Origin of the sequence: Nocardioides mesophilus, from assembly GCF_014395785.1 — a bacterium.
Taxonomy (GTDB): Bacteria; Actinomycetota; Actinomycetes; order Propionibacteriales; family Nocardioidaceae; genus Nocardioides_B; species Nocardioides_B mesophilus.
On sequence record NZ_CP060713.1, the window covers coordinates 2365986 to 2387205 of the forward strand.

The 21220-nt window shown below is 73.2% G+C and carries 22 protein-coding genes; 14 read left to right on the plus strand and 8 right to left on the minus strand.

Annotation, left to right across the window (positions count from 1 at the left end; all coding sequences use genetic code 11):
* The first annotated feature begins 94 nt into the window (after positions 1–94).
* Positions 95–1147 carry a LacI family DNA-binding transcriptional regulator gene (locus tag H9L09_RS11340; protein ID WP_187577075.1) on the plus strand — a complete coding sequence of 351 codons (1053 nt, stop codon included), beginning with the start codon at positions 95–97 and terminating at the stop codon, positions 1145–1147.
* Positions 1148–1174: 27 nt separating this feature from the next.
* Here H9L09_RS11340 and H9L09_RS11345 read toward each other — a convergent pair whose 3' ends face one another.
* Together H9L09_RS11345 and H9L09_RS11350 are read right to left on the minus strand one after the other, a co-directional pair.
* The gene (locus tag H9L09_RS11345; protein ID WP_223164007.1) at positions 1175–1885 is read right to left on the minus strand and encodes a class I SAM-dependent methyltransferase; all 711 of its coding nucleotides are present in this window, start codon (positions 1883–1885) and stop codon (positions 1175–1177) included.
* Between the two features lie 4 nt (positions 1886–1889).
* On the minus strand, positions 1890–2528 hold the full coding sequence (locus H9L09_RS11350; RefSeq protein WP_187577076.1) for a VOC family protein: 639 nt from the start codon (positions 2526–2528) through the stop codon (positions 1890–1892).
* Between the two features lie 116 nt (positions 2529–2644).
* Between H9L09_RS11350 and H9L09_RS11355 the strand changes: the two genes are divergently transcribed.
* Entirely contained in the window at positions 2645–4753 is a 2109-nt protein-coding gene (locus H9L09_RS11355; RefSeq protein WP_187577077.1) for an elongation factor G, read from the plus strand.
* A 4-nt stretch (positions 4754–4757) separates the two neighbouring features.
* Here H9L09_RS11355 and H9L09_RS11360 read toward each other — a convergent pair whose 3' ends face one another.
* Entirely contained in the window at positions 4758–5504 is a 747-nt protein-coding gene (locus tag H9L09_RS11360) for a DUF3109 family protein (protein WP_187577078.1), read from the minus strand.
* A 33-nt stretch (positions 5505–5537) separates the two neighbouring features.
* On the opposite strand from H9L09_RS11360, the gene H9L09_RS11365 reads away from it, so the two are divergent.
* The 6 genes from H9L09_RS11365 to proC all read left to right on the plus strand — a co-directional run bounded on the left by H9L09_RS11365 (position 5538) and on the right by proC (position 10710).
* Positions 5538–6491 carry a Ppx/GppA family phosphatase gene (locus tag H9L09_RS11365; protein ID WP_187577079.1) on the plus strand — a complete coding sequence of 318 codons (954 nt, stop codon included), beginning with the start codon at positions 5538–5540 and terminating at the stop codon, positions 6489–6491.
* A 10-nt stretch (positions 6492–6501) separates the two neighbouring features.
* Entirely contained in the window at positions 6502–7287 is a 786-nt protein-coding gene (locus tag H9L09_RS11370) for a sugar phosphate isomerase/epimerase family protein (RefSeq protein ID WP_187577080.1), read from the plus strand.
* 40 nt (positions 7288–7327) lie between these two features.
* The gene (locus H9L09_RS11375; RefSeq protein WP_187577081.1) at positions 7328–8047 is read left to right on the plus strand and encodes an ABC transporter ATP-binding protein; all 720 of its coding nucleotides are present in this window, start codon (positions 7328–7330) and stop codon (positions 8045–8047) included.
* Positions 8044–8805: an ABC transporter permease gene (locus tag H9L09_RS11380; RefSeq protein WP_187577082.1), complete on the plus strand. Its 762-nt coding sequence runs from the start codon at positions 8044–8046 to the stop codon at positions 8803–8805. The genes H9L09_RS11375 and H9L09_RS11380 overlap by 4 nt, the downstream gene beginning before the upstream one ends.
* 148 nt (positions 8806–8953) lie before the next feature.
* Complete coding sequence (locus H9L09_RS11385) at positions 8954–9883, plus strand: proline dehydrogenase family protein (RefSeq protein ID WP_187577083.1); 930 nt, start codon at positions 8954–8956, stop codon at positions 9881–9883.
* Positions 9884–9894: 11 nt separating this feature from the next.
* Positions 9895–10710: a pyrroline-5-carboxylate reductase gene (proC, locus tag H9L09_RS11390; RefSeq protein ID WP_187577084.1), complete on the plus strand. Its 816-nt coding sequence runs from the start codon at positions 9895–9897 to the stop codon at positions 10708–10710.
* A gap of 23 nt (positions 10711–10733) precedes the next feature.
* Here proC and trpS read toward each other — a convergent pair whose 3' ends face one another.
* A complete protein-coding gene (trpS, locus tag H9L09_RS11395) occupies positions 10734–11777 on the minus strand; it encodes a tryptophan--tRNA ligase (protein WP_187577085.1) in 1044 nt (347 codons plus the stop codon).
* 198 nt (positions 11778–11975) lie between these two features.
* On the opposite strand from trpS, the gene H9L09_RS11400 reads away from it, so the two are divergent.
* On the plus strand, positions 11976–13157 hold the full coding sequence (locus H9L09_RS11400; RefSeq protein WP_187577086.1) for an acetoin utilization protein AcuC: 1182 nt from the start codon (positions 11976–11978) through the stop codon (positions 13155–13157).
* Between the two features lie 159 nt (positions 13158–13316).
* Complete coding sequence (locus H9L09_RS11405) at positions 13317–13523, plus strand: helix-turn-helix domain-containing protein (RefSeq protein WP_187580833.1); 207 nt, start codon at positions 13317–13319, stop codon at positions 13521–13523.
* Between the two features lie 63 nt (positions 13524–13586).
* Here the strand turns inward: H9L09_RS11405 and H9L09_RS11410 are convergent, their stop codons facing one another.
* Entirely contained in the window at positions 13587–14129 is a 543-nt protein-coding gene (locus tag H9L09_RS11410; RefSeq protein ID WP_187577087.1) for a CAP domain-containing protein, read from the minus strand.
* Positions 14130–14327: 198 nt separating this feature from the next.
* On the opposite strand from H9L09_RS11410, the gene H9L09_RS11415 reads away from it, so the two are divergent.
* From H9L09_RS11415 to H9L09_RS11425, 3 genes are read left to right on the plus strand one after another with little or no spacing between them, the layout of a single operon-like run.
* Positions 14328–14429: a 30S ribosomal protein bS22 gene (locus tag H9L09_RS11415; RefSeq protein ID WP_013161846.1), complete on the plus strand. Its 102-nt coding sequence runs from the start codon at positions 14328–14330 to the stop codon at positions 14427–14429.
* A 41-nt stretch (positions 14430–14470) separates the two neighbouring features.
* Positions 14471–15481 carry an NAD-dependent epimerase/dehydratase family protein gene (locus H9L09_RS11420; protein ID WP_187577088.1) on the plus strand — a complete coding sequence of 337 codons (1011 nt, stop codon included), beginning with the start codon at positions 14471–14473 and terminating at the stop codon, positions 15479–15481.
* A complete protein-coding gene (locus H9L09_RS11425) occupies positions 15474–16805 on the plus strand; it encodes a lysophospholipid acyltransferase family protein (RefSeq protein WP_187577089.1) in 1332 nt (443 codons plus the stop codon). The genes H9L09_RS11420 and H9L09_RS11425 overlap by 8 nt, the downstream gene beginning before the upstream one ends.
* Before the next feature lie 82 nt (positions 16806–16887).
* Here the strand turns inward: H9L09_RS11425 and H9L09_RS11430 are convergent, their stop codons facing one another.
* Entirely contained in the window at positions 16888–18081 is a 1194-nt protein-coding gene (locus tag H9L09_RS11430) for a DUF5667 domain-containing protein (RefSeq protein WP_187577090.1), read from the minus strand.
* Between the two features lie 136 nt (positions 18082–18217).
* Positions 18218–19015, minus strand: coding sequence for a sigma-70 family RNA polymerase sigma factor (locus H9L09_RS11435; RefSeq protein ID WP_246455970.1), 798 nt, complete (start codon positions 19013–19015; stop codon positions 18218–18220).
* 283 nt (positions 19016–19298) lie between these two features.
* Between H9L09_RS11435 and H9L09_RS11440 the strand changes: the two genes are divergently transcribed.
* The gene (locus H9L09_RS11440; protein WP_187577091.1) at positions 19299–20225 is read left to right on the plus strand and encodes a hypothetical protein; all 927 of its coding nucleotides are present in this window, start codon (positions 19299–19301) and stop codon (positions 20223–20225) included.
* Positions 20226–20268: 43 nt separating this feature from the next.
* Here H9L09_RS11440 and H9L09_RS11445 read toward each other — a convergent pair whose 3' ends face one another.
* Positions 20269–21171 carry an HAD family hydrolase gene (locus H9L09_RS11445; protein WP_187577092.1) on the minus strand — a complete coding sequence of 301 codons (903 nt, stop codon included), beginning with the start codon at positions 21169–21171 and terminating at the stop codon, positions 20269–20271.
* Positions 21172–21220 lie beyond the last annotated feature (49 nt).

The following is a 21220-nucleotide window of genomic DNA, read 5'->3' on the forward strand; positions in this document are numbered from 1 at the left end:
CGACAGTGGCGCGCAGGCGCGGCGCACGCGGCCCGGTCCCGGCGACAGGTTACGATTGGATCGTTCAACCAAGTGATGACCTGGGGGTTTGCCGATGTCGCGACTCGAGAGCGCGCCGACGCTCGCCACCGTGGCGGCCGAGGCCGGGGTCTCGCGCCAGACCGTGTCCAACGCGCTCAACAGCCCCGAGCTGCTCCGTCCGGAGACTCTCGAGCGCGTCCAGGAGGCGATCGGCCGGCTGGGCTACTCCCCGAACCGGGCCGCCCGCAACCTGCGTACCCGCACCTCCCACCTGATCGGCCTGCGGATCGAGCCGGCGGTCGAGGACAGCGCCAACGCGCTGATGGACCGGTTCCTGCACTCGCTGGTCGAGAGCACCCGCGACGCCGGCTACCACCTGCTGCTGTTCACCGGCACCGAGACCGGCTCCGACGTCAGCAGCGGCGACGCCCGCCCGCTCGACGCGGTCGACGGCTACGACGAGCTGCTCCGCTCGGCCGCGGTGGACGCCTTCGTGGTCACCGACACCTACCGCGGCAACCCGCAGGCCGCCTTCCTGGAGGAGCGCGGCGTGCCGTTCGTGGCCTTCGGCCGGCCCTGGGCCGAGCCGCACGCGCGGCACCCCTGGGTCGACGTCGACGGCCGGGCCGGCGTGCAGCTCGCCGTGGACCACCTCGTCGAGCGCGGCCACCAGCGGGTCGCCTGGGTCGGCTGGCAGAAGGGCTCGTTCATCGGCGAGGACCGGCGCAGCGGCTGGGCCGACCGCATGCACGACCACACCCTGTCCACCTCCCGGCTCAGCGCCCGCGGCGACGACACCCTCGACTTCGGCCGGCGGGCCGCGCACGCGCTGCTCGACAGCGAGCACCCCACGGCGTTCGTCTGCGCGAGCGACACGCTGGCGATGGGAGTGCTGCGGGCCCTCGACGAGCGCGGGCTGCGCCCAGGACGCGACGTCGCGGTGGTCGGCTTCGACGACTCGCTGGCCGCCCAGGTCTGCACCCCCGGGCTGACCTCGGTGCGCCAACCTCTGGAGCAGGCGGCCGTCGAGATCGTGCGGCTGCTCGGCGACCTGCTCGGGCACCGCGAGGTCGAGCACCGCGGGCTCACCCTGACCCCGACCCTGTCGGTGCGCGCCTCCTCCTAGGCCCGACCGCGCGGCGGCGGGTGCACGCTAGAAGCGTCGCCACCACAGGTTGACGGCGTAGTCGACCTCCGCGCCGTCGTGGGCGGCGAGCGCGGCGTCGGCGACGGCCCCCGGCAGCTCGATGCGCACCACCGCCTCCAGGTCCTCGCGGCTGCGGCAGCGCAGCACGATGTCGACCGGGATGCGCTGCCAGCCGTGCCGCGACCAGAAGCGCTCGACGGCGTCCGGGTCGAGCGCCGGGTAGCCGCGCCGGAACCACCCGCCGAAGGTCGAGCGGCGGGCGTCGTTGTCGATCACGAACGCCGTACCCCCGGGCCGGACCACCCGGTCCAGCTCGGCCAGCCCGGGCTCGCAGCCGGGACCGAAGAAGTAGGCCCACCTGGCCTGCGCCACGTCGACGGAGCGGTCCGGGAGCGGCACGGCCTGGGCGGTGCCGCTCAGCACGGTCACCGCCGGGATCCGGGCGGTACGGCGGCGCGCCGCCGCCGCCAGGTCCGGGTGCGGCTCCACGCCGGTCACCGTCCGCGCATCGGCGGCCCAGCGCGGCAGGTGGAAGCCGGTGCCGCAGCCGAGGTCGAGGACGTCGCGGCCGGCCCAGGTGTCCACCGAGCGCATCGCCTGCTCGATCCGGCCGTCCGGGTCGAGGGCGCGGTTCTCGGTCTCGTAGACCTGCGGGTGCCCCCAGATGTTCGGGCTCGGCACCGCGCCGGGCAGCGGGCCGGGGTCGAGACGGGGCACCGGGCTAGATGCGGACCAGGCCCGAGGGGGTGGAGAACTGGGCCGCGACGAGGCCGGGGCTGTGGTCCGGCAGCACCCACTCGACCTGCACGTCGTCGAGCGGGTCGACGTCGGGGTCCCCGAGCCACTCGTTGACCCGCGCGGGGTCACCGGCGATCTCCAGGGTGTCGAGGTGGATCGCGCCGGAGGCGCCGGTGGAGGGGTGCAGGTCGGGCCCGACCTCCCACTGCACGAAGAACGGCAGCTGGGGGTCGGCCTGCAGACCGGTCACACCGAGCTGCTTCCAGCGCAGCTCGACGCCGTCGGGACGGTGCCGGTTGCCCTGCACCGGGTCGCGGCCGAGCCGGCGGCCCACCTTGTCGATGTCGTCGACGCAGACGACCCAGCCGAGCCAGCCGCCGCCGGCCTCGGAGCGGGCCCGGACGGCCTGACCGAACGGGGCCTTGTCGGAGGCGGGGTGGTCGAGCACCTCCACGACCTCGAGGTAGGTCCCCTGGCTGAGCGGGAGCACCATGTTGCGGGTCCCGAAGCGTGGGTGGATCCCCCCGTCGCGGAACTCCTCGCCGAGCAGCTCGCCGATCCGGTGAGCAGTGCCGGCGAGCCCGTCGGGTCCAGCGGCGTACGAGAGATGGTCCAAGCGCATACGGAGCATTGTCACCACAGCGGCGGCCCGCGCGAACACGGGGGTGCCGATCGCCCCTTGTCACCCGAGGACCACCGGGTGAACAGTGGCGTCCTGGACCTCGACGAGGAGGAGATGTGGCAGGACGAGCGCCGGCGGGCCCCGCAGGCAGGGGTGGGAAGGACGGTGGCCCGGTCGCGGACCGGGCCGATGCGATCCGCAACGTGGTCCTGGTGGGCCCTGCGGGATCGGGGAAGACGACACTGGTCGAGACGCTTCTGGTCTCGGCCGGTGTGCTGAACAGGCCCGGCAGCGTCGTCGACGGGACCACGGTCTGCGACTTCGACGACGCCGAGCACCGCCAGCAGCGCTCCACCGGGCTCGCGCTGGCGCCGCTGGTGCACCGCGGGGTGAAGGTGAACCTGATCGACACCCCCGGGTACGTCGACTTCGTCGGGGAGCTCCGCGCCGGCCTGCGTGCCGCCGACTGCGCGCTGTTCGTGCTGGCCGCCAACGAGGGCGTGGACGCACCGACCCGGGCGCTGTGGCGTGAGTGCGCGGAGGTGTCGATGCCGCGGGTGGTGGTGGTCACCAAGCTCGACCACGCCCGGGCCGACTGCGACGGGGTGATCGCCGCGGCGCGGGCGGCGTTCGGCGACAAGGTGGTGCCGGTCTACCTCCGCGAGGGCGAGCGCCTGGTCGGCCTGCTCGGCGACGACCACGCCCACGACGAGCAGCGCGGGAACCTGATCGAGGCGGTCATCGAGGAGTCCGAGGACGAGACGCTGATGGAGCGCTACCTCGGCGGCGAGGAGATCGACCGCGACCTGCTGGTCACCGACCTCGAGCGGGCGGTGGCACGCGGCTCGTTCCACCCGGTGCTGCCCGTCGACTCCTCCGGCGGCGTCGGCGCCACCGAGCTGCTGGACCTGATCGTGTCCGGCTTCCCCTCGCCGCCGGAGCACCCGGTCCCCGAGGTGTTCACCCCGGAGGGCCGGCCGGGGCCGGTGCTCTCCTGCGACCCCGACGGTCCGCTCGTCGCCGAGGTGGTCAAGACGACCTCGGACCCGTACGTCGGCCGGGTCAGCCTGGTCCGGGTGTTCTCCGGGACGATCCGCCCGGACGCGACCGTGCACGTGTCGGGCCACTTCTCCTCGTTCTTCGGCGGCGGCCCGGGCGCCGACCCGGCCCCGGGTAGCCACGAGGACCACGACGAGGACGAGCGGATCGGCGCCCTGTCGGTCCCGCTCGGCGGCACCCAGCGGCCGGTGGACCTCGCGGTGGCCGGCGACCTGTGCGCGATCGGCCGGCTCAGCCGGGCCGAGACCGGCGACACCCTCTCCGACAAGGACCGGCCGCTGGTGCTCAAGCCGTGGTCGATGCCCGAGCCGCTGCTGCCGCTGGCGATCCAGGCCCGCGCCAAGGGTGACGAGGACAGGCTCGGCCAGGGCCTGCAGCGGCTCGCCGCCGAGGACCCGACGCTGCGCGTGGAGCACAACCCCGAGACCCACCAGATCGTGCTGTGGTGCATGGGCGAGGCGCACGCCGACGTGGTGCTGGACCGGCTCGAGAACCGGCACGGCGCCGCGGTGGACCAGGTCGAGCTGCGGGTGCCGCTGCGCGAGACGTTCGCCGCCACCGGCCACGGGCACGGCCGCCACGTGAAGCAGTCCGGCGGGCACGGGCAGTACGCCGTCTGCGACCTCACCGTCGAGCCGCTGCCCCAGGGGGCCGGCTTCGAGTTCGTCGACAAGGTGGTCGGCGGCGCCGTACCCCGGCAGTTCATCCCGTCCGTGGAGAAGGGGGTCCGGTCCCAGATGGAGAAGGGCGTCGTCGCCGGCTACCCCGTCGTCGACATCCGGGTGACGCTCACCGACGGCAAGGCGCACAGCGTGGACTCCTCGGACATGGCGTTCCAGACGGCCGGGGCGCTGGCCCTGCGCGAGGCCGCCGCGGCAGCGCGTACGTCGTTGCTGGAGCCGGTCGACGAGGTGGCGGTGCTGGTCCCCGACGACCTGGTCGGCACCGTGATGAGCGACCTGTCCGGACGTCGTGGCCGGGTGCTCGGCAGCGAGCCGGTCGGCGAGGACCGCACGCTGGTGCGGGCGGAGGTGCCGCAGACGGAGATCGGCCGCTACGCGATCGACCTGCGGGCGTTCTCGCACGGCGGGGCGTCGTTCACCCGCACGTTCGCGCGCTACGAGCCGATGCCGGACAACCTCGCCGCGAAGTTCAAGCAGGGCTGACGGCTCAGGCCTGCGGGTCGGCGGGGTGCACCGCCAGCGCGGAGCGGGAGGCCAGGTGCCGCTCGCAGTGCTCGACGAGCTCGTCGTAGCCCGCCTGCCCCATCAGCTCGACCAGCTCGCGGGCGTTGGAGACGAAGACCGGCTCCATCCCGACGTGCGCCTCGGTGTTGCCCGAGCAGTACCAGTCGAGGTCGTGGCCGCCCGCGCCCCAGCCGCGCCGGTCGTACTCCGCGATCGAGACCTCGGTGTACTCGGTGCCGTCGGGCAGCTCGACGTCGCGGAAGCTGCGCCGGATCGGCAGCTGCCAGCAGACGTCCGGCTTGGTCTCCACGAAGTGCCGGCCGGTCCGCAGCGCGAGGCCGTGCAGCGCGCAGCCCTCACCGCCGGGGAAACCGGGCCGGTTCAAGAAGATGCAGGCGCCGTCGACCACGGCGGTCTTCCGGTCGCCCTCGTCGTCGGTCTCCACCCAGCGCGACCCGCGGCCGGCGGCGTGGTGCTGCCAGGTCTGCGGGGTCAGCTCCTTCATCTGGGCGCGGACCCGCAGCTCGTCGTCCTTGTCGGAGAAGTGCGCGCCCAGCGTGCAGCAGCCGTCGTCGGGACGGCCGGCGTAGATCCCCTGGCAGCCGGCGCCGAAGATGCAGGTCCACCGGGAGGTGAGCCAGGTCAGGTCGCAGCGGAACATCTGGTTCTCGTCGGCCGGGTCGCGGAACTCGACCCAGGCGCGAGGGAAGACGAGGTCGACTTCGGGCACGGGCACACCCTACGTCGGGGGTAGCCTCTCGCCATGAGGCTGGGCGTGCTGGACATCGGGTCGAACACCGGCCACCTGCTGGTGGTCGACGCACACGGAGGCGCGGCGCCGCTGCCGGCGTTCTCGTTCAAGGAGCCGCTGCGGCTCGCCGAGCACCTCGACCCCTCGGGCGCGGTCACCGAGCGCGGCATCGAGGCCCTCACCAGCTTCGTGGGCGACGCGCTCGTCGTGGCCGGCGACAAGGGCTGCGAGGAGATGCTCGGCTTCGCCACCTCCGCGATCCGGGACGCGACCAACTCCGAGGACGTGCTCGGCCACGTGCGCAAGCAGACCGGGGTGGACATCGAGGTGCTCCCCGGGGAGGACGAGGCCCGGCTCACCTTCCTCGCCGTCCGTCGCTGGTTCGGCTGGTCCTCGGGCCGGCTCGCGGTCTTCGACATCGGCGGTGGGTCGCTGGAGATCGCGGTCGGCTCCGACGAGGCCCCCGACGGGGCGCAGTCGCTGCCGCTCGGGGCGGGCCGGCTCACCCGGGACTGGCTGGCGGACGGCCGCACCGAGGAGTCCGCCCGGGAGCTTCGGCTGAAGATCCGCGCCGACATCGCCCGTGACGCCGGCGCGCTGCTGCGTGGCGGCACCCTGGACCATCCGTGCGCGACCTCGAAGACCTTCCGCTCGCTGGCCCGGATCTGCGGGGCCCCGTCCTCCTCCGAGGGCCCGCTGGTGCGCCGGGTGCTGCCGGCGCACGTGCTGGCCGGCAAGATCCCGGCGCTGCTGCGGATGGACGACGAGCAGCTCGCCGACCTGCCGGGCGTCTCGACCGGCCGCGCGCACCAGCTGGTGGCCGGCGCGCTGGTGGCGGACGCGGTCATGGACATCTTCGACCTGCCGGAGCTCGAGATCTGCCCGTGGGCGCTGCGCGAGGGGATCATCCTCGAGCGTCTCGACCAGATCGGCATCGTCCGGGGACGGGCGAGCACCGCTCGGTAGTCTCGACAGGGTGATCGCGCTCTCGACCGCCTCGGTCTATCCCGAGACCACGGCCCAGGGCTTCGAGCTCGCGGCCCGGCTCGGGTACGACGCGGTCGAGGTGATGGTCGGCATCGACCCGATCAGCCAGGAGGTCGACGCGGTCCGGCACCTCGCCGACTACCACCAGCTCCCGGTCGCGGCCGTGCACGCGCCCTGCCTGCTGATCACCCAGCGGGTCTGGGGCGTCGAGCCGTGGGGCAAGCTCGAGAAGAGCGCCGAGATGGCGCACGCGGTGGGCGCCGACGTGGTGGTCGTGCACCCGCCGTTCCGCTGGCAGCGCGACTACGCCCGCGGGTTCGTGGAGGGCATCGCCGAGCTCGAGGAGCGCACCGGCATCGCGTTCGCGGTCGAGAACATGTACCCCTGGCGCGCGTCCAAGCGGCAGATGGAGGTCTACGTCCCCGGGTGGGACCCCTCCGCGCACGACTACTCCAACACCACGATCGACCTCTCGCACTCCTCGACGTCGCGCTCGGACCCGGTCGCGATGGCGCGCCGCCTCGGCGAGCGGCTGCGGCACATCCACCTCACCGACGGCACCGGCTCGGCCAAGGACGAGCACCTCGTGCCCGGCCGCGGGAACCAGCCGGTGGCCGAGCTGCTCGAGCACCTGGCCGGCGTCGCCTTCGACGGGCACATCGTGGTGGAGATCAACACCCGCCGCGCCGGCACCCGGGAGGCGCGCGAGCTCGACCTGATGGAGTCGCTGGCCTTCGCGCGGCTCAACTTCGCCACCGCCCCCGAGCCGGGCTGAACCAGCCACCCGGACCCGGTCCGGCGCCCATAATGCGGTCATGGGCCAGCCGGCGGTCGTGGAGGTGCGGGACCTGCACGTCGTGCGCGGCAGCACCCGGGCCGTCGACGGGGTCAGCTTCAGCACCGAGCCCGGGCAGGTGACCGGGCTGCTCGGCCCCTCCGGCTGCGGCAAGACCACGCTGATGCGCTCGCTGATGGGGGTGCAGATCGTGCAGGGCGGGACGGTGACGGTGCTCGGCCGACCGGCCGGCCACCGCGACCTGCGCGACCGGATCGGCTACGTGACCCAGGACCCGAGCGTCTACGGCGACCTCACCGTCGCGGAGAACCTCCGCTTCTTCGGCCGGGTGCTCGGCGTCGACGGCGGCGAGGTCGACCGGTGCATCACCGCCGTGGACCTCGGCGAGCGCCGCGACGCGGTGGTGGACCGGCTCTCCGGCGGCCAGCGGTCCCGCGCCTCCCTGGCGGTCGCCCTGCTCGGCCGGCCCGAGCTGCTGGTCCTCGACGAGCCCACCGTCGGTCTCGACCCGGTCCTGCGGCGCGACCTGTGGGCGATGTTCCACGCACTGGCCGACCAGGGCACCACGGTGCTGGTCTCCAGCCACGTGATGGACGAGGCGGAGCGTTGCGACCGGCTGCTGCTGATGCGCGACGGCCGGCTGCTCGCCGACGACACCCCCGCCGGCCTGCTGGCGGCGACCGGCGCGGACGAGATCGAGGGCGCGTTCCTGCGGCTGGTCGAGGACGGCGCGGCATGACGCCGCGGATCACCTTCGCGGTCGCCGCCCGGGTGCTCACCCAGCTGCTGCGCGACCACCGCACGCTGGCGATGCTGCTGGTGCTGCCGTGCCTGATCCTCGCCCTGCTCTGGTGGATGTTCGACGACCTGCCCGCCGCGGCCACCGGCTTCAGCTCGCTGGGGCCGCCGCTGCTGGCGCTGATCCCGTTCATCGTGATGTTCCTGGTCACCTCGGTGACCACGCTGCGCGAGCGCTCCTCCGGCACCCTCGAACGGCTGCTGACGATGCCGATGGGCAAGGTCGACCTGCTGCTCGGCTACGCGCTCACCTTCGGCCTGGTCGCCGCGGTGCAGTCCACGCTCGCCGTGCTGCTCTCGGTGACGCTGCTCGGCCTCGACGTCGCCGCCGACGTGTGGATGCTGGTGGTCGTGGCGATCGCCGACGCCGTCCTCGGCACCGCACTGGGGCTGTTCGTCTCCGCCTTCGCCCGCACCGAGTTCCAGGCGGTGCAGTTCATGCCTGCGGTGGTGATCCCGCAGATCCTGCTCTGTGGGCTGTTCGTGCCCCGCGACGCGATGCCCCCGGTGCTCGGGGCGATCTCCGACGTGCTGCCGCTCTCCTACGCCGTGGACGCCATGAGCAGCGTTGCCGGCACGACCGGCCCCGCGCTGGGATCGGTGGAGACGGCCGTGTGGGGCGACATCGCCGTCATCGTCGGCTTCGCGGTGGCCGGCCTGGTGCTCGGCGCGACGACGCTGCGCCGGCGTACTGCCTGACAGGTGCGGATGCGCCGGCCGTCTGACCGGGTCGCGGATGCACCGGCCCGGGCCCGCCGGCGGCCGCGCCCGGCGTACCCTTGCCGAGTCCGCCTTGGCAGAGCCAGACACCCCCCGGCGGTCCCGCACGAGCCTTCGGAGGAGAACGGTGTTACGGCAGCCCCTGCTGATGCTCTCGCGCAGCGAGATGGTGAAGGACCTGGTCACCGCGATGCCGGTGTCGAGCGGCATCGTGTCGCGCTACGTGCCGGGGGAGGCCACGGAGTCCGCCGTCGAGGCGACCCGCGGTCTGATCGCCGACGGCCTGCACGTCACCCTGGACTTCCTCGGCGAGGACACCGTGGACCGGGCGCAGGCCGACGCCACCGTGGCGGCGTACACCGGGCTGCTGACGGCACTCACCGACGAGGGGCTCTCCCGCAACGCCGAGGTGTCGGTCAAGCTCTCGGCCATCGGCCAGGCGCTGCCCGACCGGGGAGAGAAGGTCGCCCTCGACAACGCGCGGGTGATCTGCCAGGCGGCCCGCAACGCCGGCACCACGGTCACCCTCGACATGGAGGACCACACCACCACCGACTCCACCCTGAGCACCCTGCGCGAGCTGCGCAAGGACTTCCCGGAGACCGGCGCGGTCGTCCAGGCCTACCTGCACCGCACCGAGGCGGACTGCCGCGACCTCGCCTACGAAGGTTCCCGGGTGCGGCTGTGCAAGGGCGCCTACAACGAGCCGGAGTCGGTGGCGTTCCAGGACAAGCACGAGGTCGACAAGTCCTACGTGCGCTGCCTCAAGGTGCTGATGGCCGGCCAGGGCTACCCGATGGTCGCCACCCACGACCCGCGGATGGTGGACATCGGCGGCGCGCTGGCCACCCGCAACGACCGCGCGCAGGGCAGCTACGAGTTCCAGATGCTCTTCGGGATCCGTCCCGACGAGCAGCGCCGCCTGGCCGAGGCCGGTGAGAAGGTCCGCGTCTACGTGCCCTACGGCGAGGAGTGGTACGGCTACCTGATGAGACGCCTCGCCGAGCGCCCGAGCAACCTGACATTCTTCCTGAGGTCCTTGATCTCCAAGAAGTGAGGCGCCGAGCCATGTCCGCAGACTCCCGGACCGCCATCCTGGGCGCCGGCGTGATGGGGGAGACCCTGCTCTCCGGGCTGATCCGCGCCGGCCGCCGCGTCGAGGACCTGCTCGTCGGCGAGAAGCGTCGCGAGCGCGGCGAGGAGCTGCAGGAGCGGTACGGCGTCACCGTGCTCGGCAACGTCGAGGCCGCCCGCACCGCCGAGACCATCGTGATCGTGGTCAAGCCGCAGGACATGGACGACCTGCTGGCCGAGATCGCCCCCGTGGTCCGGCCCGGCCAGCTCGTCGTCTCGCTCGCCGCCGGGATCACCACCGCCCTGATCGAATCCCGGCTGCCCGAGGGGGTCGCGGTCGTCCGGGTCATGCCGAACACGCCAGCCCTCGTCGACGAGGGGATGGCGGCGATCTCGCGGGGCTCGCACTGCGACGAGTCGCACCTGCTCGAGGCCGAGGAGCTGATGGCCTCGGTCGGCCGCGTGCTGCGGGTCCCGGAGAAGCAGCAGGACGCCGTCACCGCGGTCAGCGGCTCCGGTCCCGCCTACATCTTCTTCGTCGTCGAGGCCATGATCGAGGCCGGCGTCCACCTCGGCCTGCCCCGCTCCACCGCCTCCGAGCTGGTCGTCCAGACCGTGGTCGGCTCGGCCAAGCTGCTGCGCGAGACCGGCGAGCACCCGGTGGTGCTCCGCGAGCGGGTCACCTCGCCGGCCGGCACCACCGCCGCGGCCGTCCGCGAGCTCGAGGACCACAAGGTCCGTGCCGCGTTCCTGACCGCGCTCGAGGCCGCCCGGGACCGCTCCCGGGCGCTCGCCGAGGGCAGCTCCTGACCCAGCCCCGGGCGGCCGCCGGATCAGCCGAGGCCGATCGCGGCACGGGCGGCGTAGAGCACCGGACCGGTCTCCTCGACGCAGCGGCGCGCCCCGGCGGCGTACACTTCCTCCACCGCGCCCGGGTCCCGGGCCAGCTCGCCGTACCGCCGCTGCACCGGCTCCAGCACGGAGACCACCGCGTCCGTGGCCAGCTTCTTCAGGGCGCCGTACGTCGGTGCGCCGCCCGCGACCGCCTCGGGTGAGCTGCCGGTGCAGGCCGCCACCAGCTCCAGCAGGTTGCTGACGCCCGGCTTGGCGACCGGGTCGTGCCGGACCGCGTCCGGGCCGGTGTCGGAGTCGGTCACCGCACGGCCGATCTTGCGGCGCACGGTCGCCGGATCGTCGAGCAGCCGGATCACCCCGGCGTCGGAGACCGCGGACTTGCTCATCTTGCGGGTCGGGTCGGCCAGGTCCCGCAGCCGGGCGGCGACCGGCGGCACCTCGATCTCCGGGACCGTGAAGACCGGGCCGTAGCTGCGGTTGAACCGGAGCGCGAGGTCCCGGGTCAGCTCCACGTGCTGGCGCTGGTCGTCGCCGACCGGGACCGCCTCGGGCCGGTAGAGCAGGATGTCGGCGGCCATCAGCACCGGGTAGGTGAACAGCGAGGCGCGGGCCCCGGTCGCGCCGCCGGCCTGCCTGCGCTTCTCCTTGAACTGGATCATCCGGCTGAGCTCGCCGGTGAGCGCGGTGCACTCCAGCAGGTAGGCGAGCCCGGTGTGCGCGGGCACCTCGCTCTGCCGGAACAGCGTGGCCCGCTCCGGGTCGAGGCCGCAGGCCAGCATCAGCGTCGCCACCTCACGGCTGCGCTCACGCAGCTCGGCCGGGTCGTGGGCGGTGGTCATCGCGTGCAGGTCCGAGACCCCGAAGAAGCAGGTGGCGTGGTCCTGCGCGGCCACCATGCCGCGCAGCGCGCCGAGGTGGTTGCCGAGGGTGAGCCGGCCGCTGGGGGTGATCAGGCTCAGCTTCCGGGGCGGGCGCCCGCCCGGCGTCTGGTGCCGCGACGGGTGCTCTGGCTGGTGCTGCATGGGACTCCTCCTGGGAAGGGGCCGTCCAGGAGGTCGTCGCACGTGCAGGGAGCAAGACGGCCGCCCGGAGGCGGCCGTGGGTCAGGTGCGTGGGTGTGCGCGCTGAGTGGTCCGCCTAGAGGGCGGGCCACCACTGGGGGCAACCGTGGTTGCGGGTCGTGTGCACGGGCCCAGCATAGCCGGGCTACTCTCCGTCGCATGTCAGGAAACGCGTGCGTGGTCTTCGACCCGTCCCTGACCGACTACGACTTCGGAGCCGGCCACCCGATGGCGCCGATCCGCGTCGACCTGACGATGCGGCTGGCCACCGACCTCGGCCTGGTCGGCGGCTCCGCGCTCGCGACGGTGCCGGCGCCGATGGCCTCCGACGAGCTGCTCGCCACCGTGCACGACCCGGCGTACCTGGCCGCGGTCGAGGAGATCGGCAAGGACCCCTACCGGGTCGACGAGGAGCACGGCCTGGGCACCGCGGACAACCCGACGTTCGAGGGCATGCACCAGGCCTCGGCCCACATCGTCGGGGCCACCGTCGAGGCGGCCCGCCGGGTCTGGACCGGCGAGGCCCTGCACGCGGCCAACGTCTCCGGCGGGCTGCACCACGCGATGCCGGGCAAGGCCAGCGGCTTCTGCGTCTACAACGACGTCGCGGTCGGGATCCGCTGGCTGCTCGACCACGGCGCGCAGCGGGTGGCGTACGTCGACGTGGACGTCCACCACGGCGACGGCGTCGAGCGGATCTTCTACGACGACCCGCGGGTGCTCACGATCAGCCTGCACGAGACCGGGCAGATGCTCTTCCCGGGGACCGGCTTCCCCAAGGACGTCGGCGGCCCGGGCGCGGAGGGCAGCGCGGTCAACGTCGCGCTGCCGCCGGGCACCTCCGACGCCGGCTGGCTGCGGGCCTTCCACGCCGTGGTGCCGCCGTTGCTGCGCGAGTTCGCCCCGGACATCCTCGTCACCCAGCAGGGATGCGACTCCCACATCGAGGACCCGCTGGCCCATCTCATGCTCACCGTGGACGGCCAGCGCGCGTCGTACCTCGCCCTGCACGACCTGGCCCACGAGCTGTGCGGCGGCCGGTGGCTGGCCACCGGCGGTGGCGGCTACGCGGTGGTGGACGTGGTGCCGCGGGCCTGGGCGCACCTGCTCGGCATCGTCGGCGGGATGCCGGTGGACCCGCTCACCCCGACGCCGGAGGGGTGGCGCGAGCACATCCGCAGCCTGCTCGGGCGGACGGCGCCGATGCGGATGACCGACGGCCGGCTCCCGGCGTACCGTGACTGGAGTGAGGGCTACGACCCCTCGGTGTGGCTAGACCGGGCGATCCACGCGACCCGCGAGGCGGTCTTCCCGCTCAACGGTCTCGACCCGATGCCCTGAGCGAGTCCAGCCGACACGCCGGTGGCAGGGTAAAATCGAAGGGCAAAGTCACCCCTTCCCCACTTGTCACTCTAGGCTCTACTCTCACGACAAGCACATACGCTTTTCCCTCCGGCGGGGAAGCCGGAGGCGGAATGTGCTGCGAGAAAGCGGTGCATGATGGCGTCTCACAGCTCCGGAGACATCTCCGAGGTGAAGTTCCTGACCGTGGCCGAGGTGGCTGCCGTCATGAGGGTGTCGAAAATGACGGTCTACCGCCTGGTCCACTCGGGCGAGCTCGACGCGGTCCGGGTGGGGCGTTCGTTCCGGGTTCCGGAGGACGCCGTCAACGACTACCTGCGCAAGAGCTTCTTCCAGACCGGCTGAGCAGGTCCCACGACGCCGAAGGAGCCGCCCCGTCCGGGCGGCTCCTTCGCGTCTGCGGACGTGTCAGCCGAAGCGCGTGAAGTCCGCCGCGGTCACCCAGCGGCCGGCGCCGTCGAGGTAGGACCCGATCCCGATCCGACGCGGGGACCTGCTGAGCAGGACCGCCCGGTGCCCGGGGGAGTGCATCCACATGCTCACCAGGCGCCGCGGTGACATCGTGCCCTTGCCGAGCGTCTCACCGGCGTACGTCGCCCCGCAGCCGCCCATCAGCGTGCCGAGGTCCTGGTGGTAGAAGTCGCCGCTCCGGGCGAGCTTGCGAGCCCACGACTCGGCCGCGCCGTCGGTGCAGCTCTGCAGCCTCAGTCGGCGCAGGCCGTGCTCGGCACGCCTGCGGTTGACCCACCGCTGGACCTTCTCCTCGTACGTGCTGCTGCTCATCGACGTGGCCGCCCGCGGCGCCAGCCGCGCCGCGGAGCCCGGTCCCGAGCCGCCCGGGGGCCAGGCGGCCACCGTCGCGGCAAGCACCAGGGCCAGCCCCAGCACGAACAACCTGATGATCGAGCCCGCGTCCACAGTTCGTGCACGGGCGTGACTTCGCAAGCGCATGACCCTCCCAAGATCAGCTCCGAGGTGCGAAGGGTTGACTGTGCCATCTTCCCCGAAACGCCCCAACTGGGGGTTATCTCTGGTCTATGCACCCGCGGTTCGCTCCACGCGGTGGCTGCGGATACGCTGTCCCTTCCGTGCTGCGCACGCACCATGCTGCGCAGCCTCGTCGCGTCCACCAGGCAGAGAAGGTCCGTAGTGGGTTCCGTCATCAAGAAGCGTCGCAAGAGAATGGCCAAGAAGAAGCACCGCAAGCTGCTCAAGAAGACGCGCATCCAGCGTCGTCGTCAGGGCAAGTAAGTCCGGTAGTCCTCAGAGCTCCCGATCGCGGAGGTTCGCCCGTGGGTCGCACCGTGCTCGTCACCGGGGTCTCCCTCGACCTCGGCGGACGTCTGGCGCGCCTGCTCGCGTCCGACCCGGCGCAGCGGGTGATCGGCGTCGACGTCGTACCACCTCGCCGTGACCTCGGCGTCGTGGAGTTCGTGCGCGCCGACATCCGCAACCCGGTCATCGCCAAGGTGATCGCGGCGCAGGGTGTCGACACGGTCGTGCACATGAGCGTCTCGCCGTTCGGGCACGCCGGCGGTCGCACCTCGGTGAAGGAGCACAACGTCATCGGGACGATGCAGCTCCTCGCCGCGTGCCAGAAGGCGCCCAGCCTGGAGCGGCTGGTGGTGCGCTCGGCCTCCGAGGTCTACGGCTCCTCGAGCCGCGACCCGGCGATGTTCACCGAGGACCAGGCCGCCAAGCGGCTGCCGGGGTCCGGTTTCGGCAAGGACGTGCTGGAGGTCGAGGGGTACGTCCGCGGGTTCGCCCGCCGGCGTCCCGACGTGGCGGTGACGATGATGCGTGCGGCGCCGCTGATCGGCCCGCGGGTGCGCTCGCCGCTCACCGACTACTTCCGGCTGCCGGTGGTGCCGACCCCGCTCGGGTTCGACGCCCGGCTGCAGTTCGTCCACGAGGACGACCTGCTGGCCGCGCTGCGGCACGCCACGCTGGGCGGGGTGCACGGCACCTTCAACGTCGCCGGTGACGGCGTGCTGATGCTGTCCCAGGCGGTCCGCCGGCTCGGCCGGCCCAGCGTCCAGCTGCCCGCCTTCGCGCTGGACAACCTCGGCACGCTGCTGAAGCGGGTCGGGGTGCGCGGCCCCGACCGCGAGCTGGTCAGCTACCTGACCTTCGGTCGCGGGCTCGACACCCAGCGCCTCCGCGACGTCCTCGGCTTCACGCCCGAGCACGACACCGCCTCCGCGTTCGCGGACTTCGCCGGTGCCGTCACCCCCGGCATGGTGCCGCCGACCCAGCTCGCTGCCGGCGTGCTCACCGCCGCCACGGAGGCCCGCCATGGCTGACGCAGAGATCATCCCGCTGGGCACCCGCGGCCGGCCGGGTCGCGGCAGCGGCAACGCCAAGCCGTCGTCGGCCGCGCGCACGCTGGCCGGGTCCAAGCCCGGTCCCGGGTCCGCCGGATCCGCCGCCACCGGGTCCGCCACCGGGTCCGCGACCGACCGGTCCCCGGCCGACCCGCCCGGCGAGTTCTCCGGCGGCGGCGCGAGCGGTTCGCCACGACGACGTACCAGCCGGGCGCCGGACCCCGAGACCGGCGCGAGCACCACGGACTCCGCCGCGCCGGGCGGTGCCGCCGGCCCGACGAAGGGGAGGCCGACGGGGACGCCGCGTGCGACGGGCAGCGCCGGGAGTGGTCCCGCCGCCGCGCAGGCCCCGGAAAGCAGCGACCCCGACCGGCCGCCGGTGACGACCTCCGAGCAGGAGCCGGACACCGGCATCCCGGTGGCCGACTGGTTGGAGGCGCTCGCGAGCGCCGGACGCGAGGTGTTCGGCGAGGGCTGGGAGCGCCGGACCGCCGAGCTGCTGGCCTTCCTGCGGCGGCGGGTGACCGGCGACTACTCGGTGGACGCCTACGGCTTCGACCCGGAGGTCACCGAGCGGTTCTTCCTGGCAGCGGTCCGGCCGCTCAAGGAGAAGTGGTTCCGGGTGGAGGTCCGGGGCGCCGAGAACATCCCCGCTGAGGGCGGGGCGTTGCTGGTCTCCAACCACTCGGGCACGGTTCCGGTCGACGGCCTGATGACGATGGTGTCGGTGCACGACCACACCGGCCGCAACCTCCGTCCGCTCGGGGCCGACCTGGTCTTCCGGCTGCCGGTCTTCGGCGAGCTGGCCCGCAAGGCGGGCGCCACGCTGGCCTGCAACGAGGACGCCGAGCGCATGCTGCGCGGCGGCGAGCTGGTCGGGGTCTGGCCGGAGGGGTTCAAGGGCATCGGCAAGCCCTACTCCGAGCGCTACAAGCTCCAGCGCTTCGGCCGCGGCGGCTTCGTCTCCGCCGCGCTGCGCACCGGTGTGCCGATCATCCCGTGCTCGGTGGTCGGTGCGGAGGAGATCTACCCGCTGGTCGGCAACCTGCCCTCGCTGGCGCGGCTGCTGGGCGTGCCCTACATCCCGATCACGCCGTTCTTCCCGCTGCTCGGGCCGCTCGGGCTGGTGCCGCTGCCCTCCAAGTGGCTGATCGAGTTCGGCGAGCCGATCCGCACCGACTCCTACGACGAGGGCGCTGCGGACGACCCGATGCTGGTGTTCAACGTGACCGACCAGGTCCGGGAGACCATCCAGCAGACGCTGTACACCCTGCTCATGCAGCGGCGTTCCGTCTTCCACTGACCCCGCGACCGTATCCGCGCACAGCCGTCGTTGTGGGCGCGCGGGGGTCGGTGGACGCGACCGGTTTCGCGCACCGGCGGGGTCAGGGCAGCAGGTCGCCGGTGCCGGGGTCGGGCAGCAACGTCGCGGTGGCGTCGCCGAGACCGGAGGTCACGTCCCCGACCACGCCGCCGACCCCGTCCACGGTGTCGTCCACGGTGTCCTCGACGGTCTTCTTCACCTTGGTGACCGGGTCGTCACCGGCCTTGGAGACGTCGGTGTCGCCGGAGAGCGCGCCGCCGGACGAGGTGTCGCCTCCGGAGCCCGCGGTCGACCCCTGGGGTGCGGTGGCGGCGTCGGTGCCACCGGCGGCACCTGTCGCGGGAGCATCCGGTTCGGTGGTGCCGGTGTGCCCGCGCTGGACGACGACCGGGTGGCTGTTGTCGAGGCCGGCGAGGTCCGTCGGGCTCAGCCGCGCCAGCGTGCGGTCCACGTCGGCGGCGGCCCGGAACATCGGAGGCACCTGCAGCTCGGGCAGGTCCGCACAGCCGGAGCAGGCCTGGACCGCCCGGGCGTCGATGTCGCCGAGGGCCAGCGCTGCCGCGGCGAGCTCGTCCTGCGCCTCGGGCGGGGCGGTCTCGGACAGCTGCTCGAGCATGGTGATGCCGTCGGCGGCGAAGGTCCGGACCGCTGCGACGCTGGCCGGGTCGCGGGTCTCCGCGTAGGAGCCGAGCAGCAGGTCTGCTCCTTCGCCGGCCTGCGCGGTGAAGTCCTCGAGGACACCCGGGATCTGCGGTGCGGAGGTGGGATCGTCCTGCGCCAGCAGCCCCTCGACCTCGTCGAGGCGGTCGCCCGCGGCGCTCAGCAGGTCGCGGCCCTTGCCGGCGGGGCTCGTCGAAAGGCCCGCCTGGGCCTGCTCGATGCCTCGTTTGACCGGGTAGAGCGCGTCGCCGGGCAGCGCGCTCTGCGCCGCCACGGCCACTCCGGCGGTGCTGCCGAGCACGATCACGACGGAGGCCGCCGCGGCCAGTCGGCGCTCGCGCGGTCGTTGCCGGACCGGAAGCACCAGGGCGGCGCCGGGCACCAGTACCTCGTCGGCCTCGAGGAGCAGCCGGGCCCGGAGGTCGGCGACCAGGTCGGCCCGCGGGGCGGCTGGTGCCTGGGAGCGCAGCGCGGTGGCCACCGCGAGCAACGGCTGGAGGCCTGGGTCGGGCTCGACGGCAGGACGGAGGACGACGCCGTCCACGGCCCGGGCGAACTCCTCGGCACGTCTGCGCGTGCTGAACAAGGAGGTCATCGCGGTCGTCCTGTCTGTGCGAGGGAGGTCCAGGCGCCGGACCCGAGCGGCCGGTGCCCCATCACCTCGCTCAACGAGGGACCGGCGCCGGAGGTTACGGGCGTCCCGCGGTGCCGCGCACCACAGCCGGTCGCACTCATCGCAGCCCCTCGGGGAGCAGCTTGGCCAGGTTGCGGACCCCGCGCAGCTGCAGCTGCTTGACCGCGCCGTCACTGCGACCGAGCACCCGGGCGGTCTCGGCGATGGAGAGGCCCTGGAGGAACCGCATGATCAGGCACTCCTGCTGCTCGGACGGCAGCTCCTTGAGCGCGGCGAGCAGGGCCTCGTTGGTCAGTGCGGCGAGGACGCTGGTCTCCGGCCCCTCGGTCACGTCGTCGTGCGCCGACATGTCCTCGGTGGTCATCTCCAGGCGGGTCCGTCCGGCCTTGAAGTGGTCGGTCGCGAGGTTCCGGGCGATCGTCATCAGCCAGGCGCCGAAGTCCTTGCCCTGCCAGCGGAACGAGCCCATGCCGCGCAACGCCCGGAAGAACGTCTCGGACATCAGGTCCTCGGCGAGCGCCACCGAACCCACGCGGTAGTAGAGGAACCGGTAGACCGCCGTGTGGTAGTGGTCGAAGAGCATCCCGAACGCCTCGGAGTCGCCGCCGCGGGCCAGCTCGACCAGCGCGATCAGCCGGCTCGCCTCCGCCTCGTCGGCCTCGGAGGAGGCGGCCAGTGCGGCGTCGGTGAAATCACGGTCCGGCCCCGCCGGCTGCAGCTCCACCGCCTCGGAGAGCAGCCACGCCGAGCGTGCGCCACGGCCGGCGCGGGGACCGGCAGCCCCACCACTGGCGGGGACACCGGCGGCGAGCATCGGGGCCGGGTCCAGGGCGGCGGCGAGCGCGCGCCGGAGGGCCTGCAGCCCGCCGTCGAGCTCCGCCTCGCGTGTGAACACCGAGATCTCCCTTCCCGGCGCGCGCCGGGCCCTCATTCCCCAGGGTCAATCGGTCCAGAGTAGGTCGGTTCGACTGCTTTGTGAACCGATCGGTAACCAGGAGCCGCACCTCGCCCCTGTGGCGCCGCTCACATCGGGGATACCCCGGGACAGGTCACCGCAATCCCCGCCGAACCTCGGACGTGTACGGTCCGCCTGAGCACCCCCAGCGGTCGGCACCTCCGGTTCCTGGCCGAACGGCTCCGTCACCGACTGCTGGGCCCACGACGAGGTTGCGACTGCCATGACCGACCCGCAGCACTCCGCCGGCGGCGGCACTGCTGATCCCGGCCGGCCCGACACGGCCGGGTTGGCCGGCCGTGCCGCGGAGCTGCTGCAAGCCCCGCTCGCGGCGGCGGTGTTCGTGCTCGCCCACCGGCACGGGCTGCTCGCCGACGCACTCGCCGAACCCGCCACGGCCACCGCCCTGGCCGCCGCCGCCGCGGACGCCCTCGATCCCTGGAACGGCGCGGAGCCGGCAGCGCATGCGCGACGCCGGTTCGTCGACCAGGCCGCCGAGCTCCACGGCCTCGTGAACGCCGTGCTGAGCGACCCTCGCACCGGCTGGTGGGCGGCGCCCCTGGACCGCGACCACCAGCTGCTGCTCAGCGAACCCGACACCGCGCCAGCACCGACCGCGGCATCGGCTCGCTGGCAGACCTACGCCCAGCAGCCCGCGCAGGGGTTGATCACCTCCACCGAGCTGCCGGTGCCGCAGGAACAGCCGATCCGGTCCGGCGCACACGCCGCCCTGGCCTCCGGCCGCGGCGACTGGACCCCCACCTACCCGCTGGTGCAGGCCCGGGTGCGGGTGGCACCTCGCGCGCGCATCTTCGAGATCGCCGGGCCTGCTGACTGGCACCGGCTCGTCACCAGGTACGGCGACCCGGCCGGCTACGCCGGACCCGACCGCAACCTGCTCGAGGCGGCCGACATCGACCACGGACCCGCCCCGGTGTGGGACGCGGCGGCTGCCGACTTCGACGGCGTCCACCTGACCTTCGTCGGGCTGCTCTCCGCGCTCTTCGTCCCCTGGTCCCAGTCCGGTGTCACCACGACCTTGTGGTCCTGGGAGTGGGAGCGGACGTTGTGGCTGCGACCCGCGTTCGCCGACCGCACCGCGCTGCCCGACCTCGTCGAGCAGCCGACCGCGGCACCCTTCCGGCCGTAGCTCATCCACCCAGCGCTGTCGGCGAGCGGAGAGCGCGCCTCGGTCAGAGCACGTGGCGCCGGATCGCCACGGCCGCGGCGGCGCTGCCGGCCACCGCGCCCGCTGCACCGGCGGCGAACAGCCCGGCCCGCGCGGCCTTGCGGCCGGTGCGGTAGTCGCGAACCCGCCAGCCGTGCGCCTTGGCGTGGTCGCGGAGTTTGGCGTCGGGGTTGATCGCGCACGGGTCACCGACGAGGGTCAGCATCGGCAGGTCGTTGAAGGAGTCGGAGTACGCCGAGCAGCGGGCGAGGTCCAGCCCCTCCCGCTCGGCAAGCGCCTTGACCGCCTCCGCCTTCGCGGGCCCGTGCAGCATGTCGCCGACCAGCCGGCCGGTGTAGACCCCGTCCACGTGCTCGGAGACCGTGCCGAGCGCACCGGTCAGCCCCAGCCGGCGGGCGATGATCGTCGCGATCTCCACCGGGGCCGCGGTCACCAGCCAGACCCGCTGCCCCTGGTCGAGGTGGAGCTGGGCGAGCGCCCTGGTGCCCGGCCAGATTCGGTGCGCCATCGCCTCGTCGAAGATTTCCTCGCCCAGCGACTCCAGCTCGGTGACCTCGTGCCCCTTGATGAACGCGAGCGCGGAGGCCCGGGCCTCGGCGACGTGCTCGGGGTCCTCGACGCCCACGAGCCGGAAGTAGGTCTGCTTCCAGGCGGCGCCCAGGATGTCGCGGGTGGTGAAGAAGTGGCGGCGGTGCAGGCCCCGGGCGAGGTGGAAGATCGAGGCGCCCTGCATCACGGTGTTGTCGACGTCGAAGAAGGCCGCGGCGGTCAGGTCCGGTGGCGTCGCCAGCGAGCTCTCCACCTCGGCGGCGGCCGCGGACGCCTCGCCGGCGAGCACGGAGCGGCTGCGCAGGTCGACCCGATCGGCTGGCGAGGCCGTGCGCCGGGAGGATCGTGCCGCGTTCACCGGGCCAGCGTAGTGGTCCGCCGCCGCTGCGGTCGTGTGCCAGACTCGC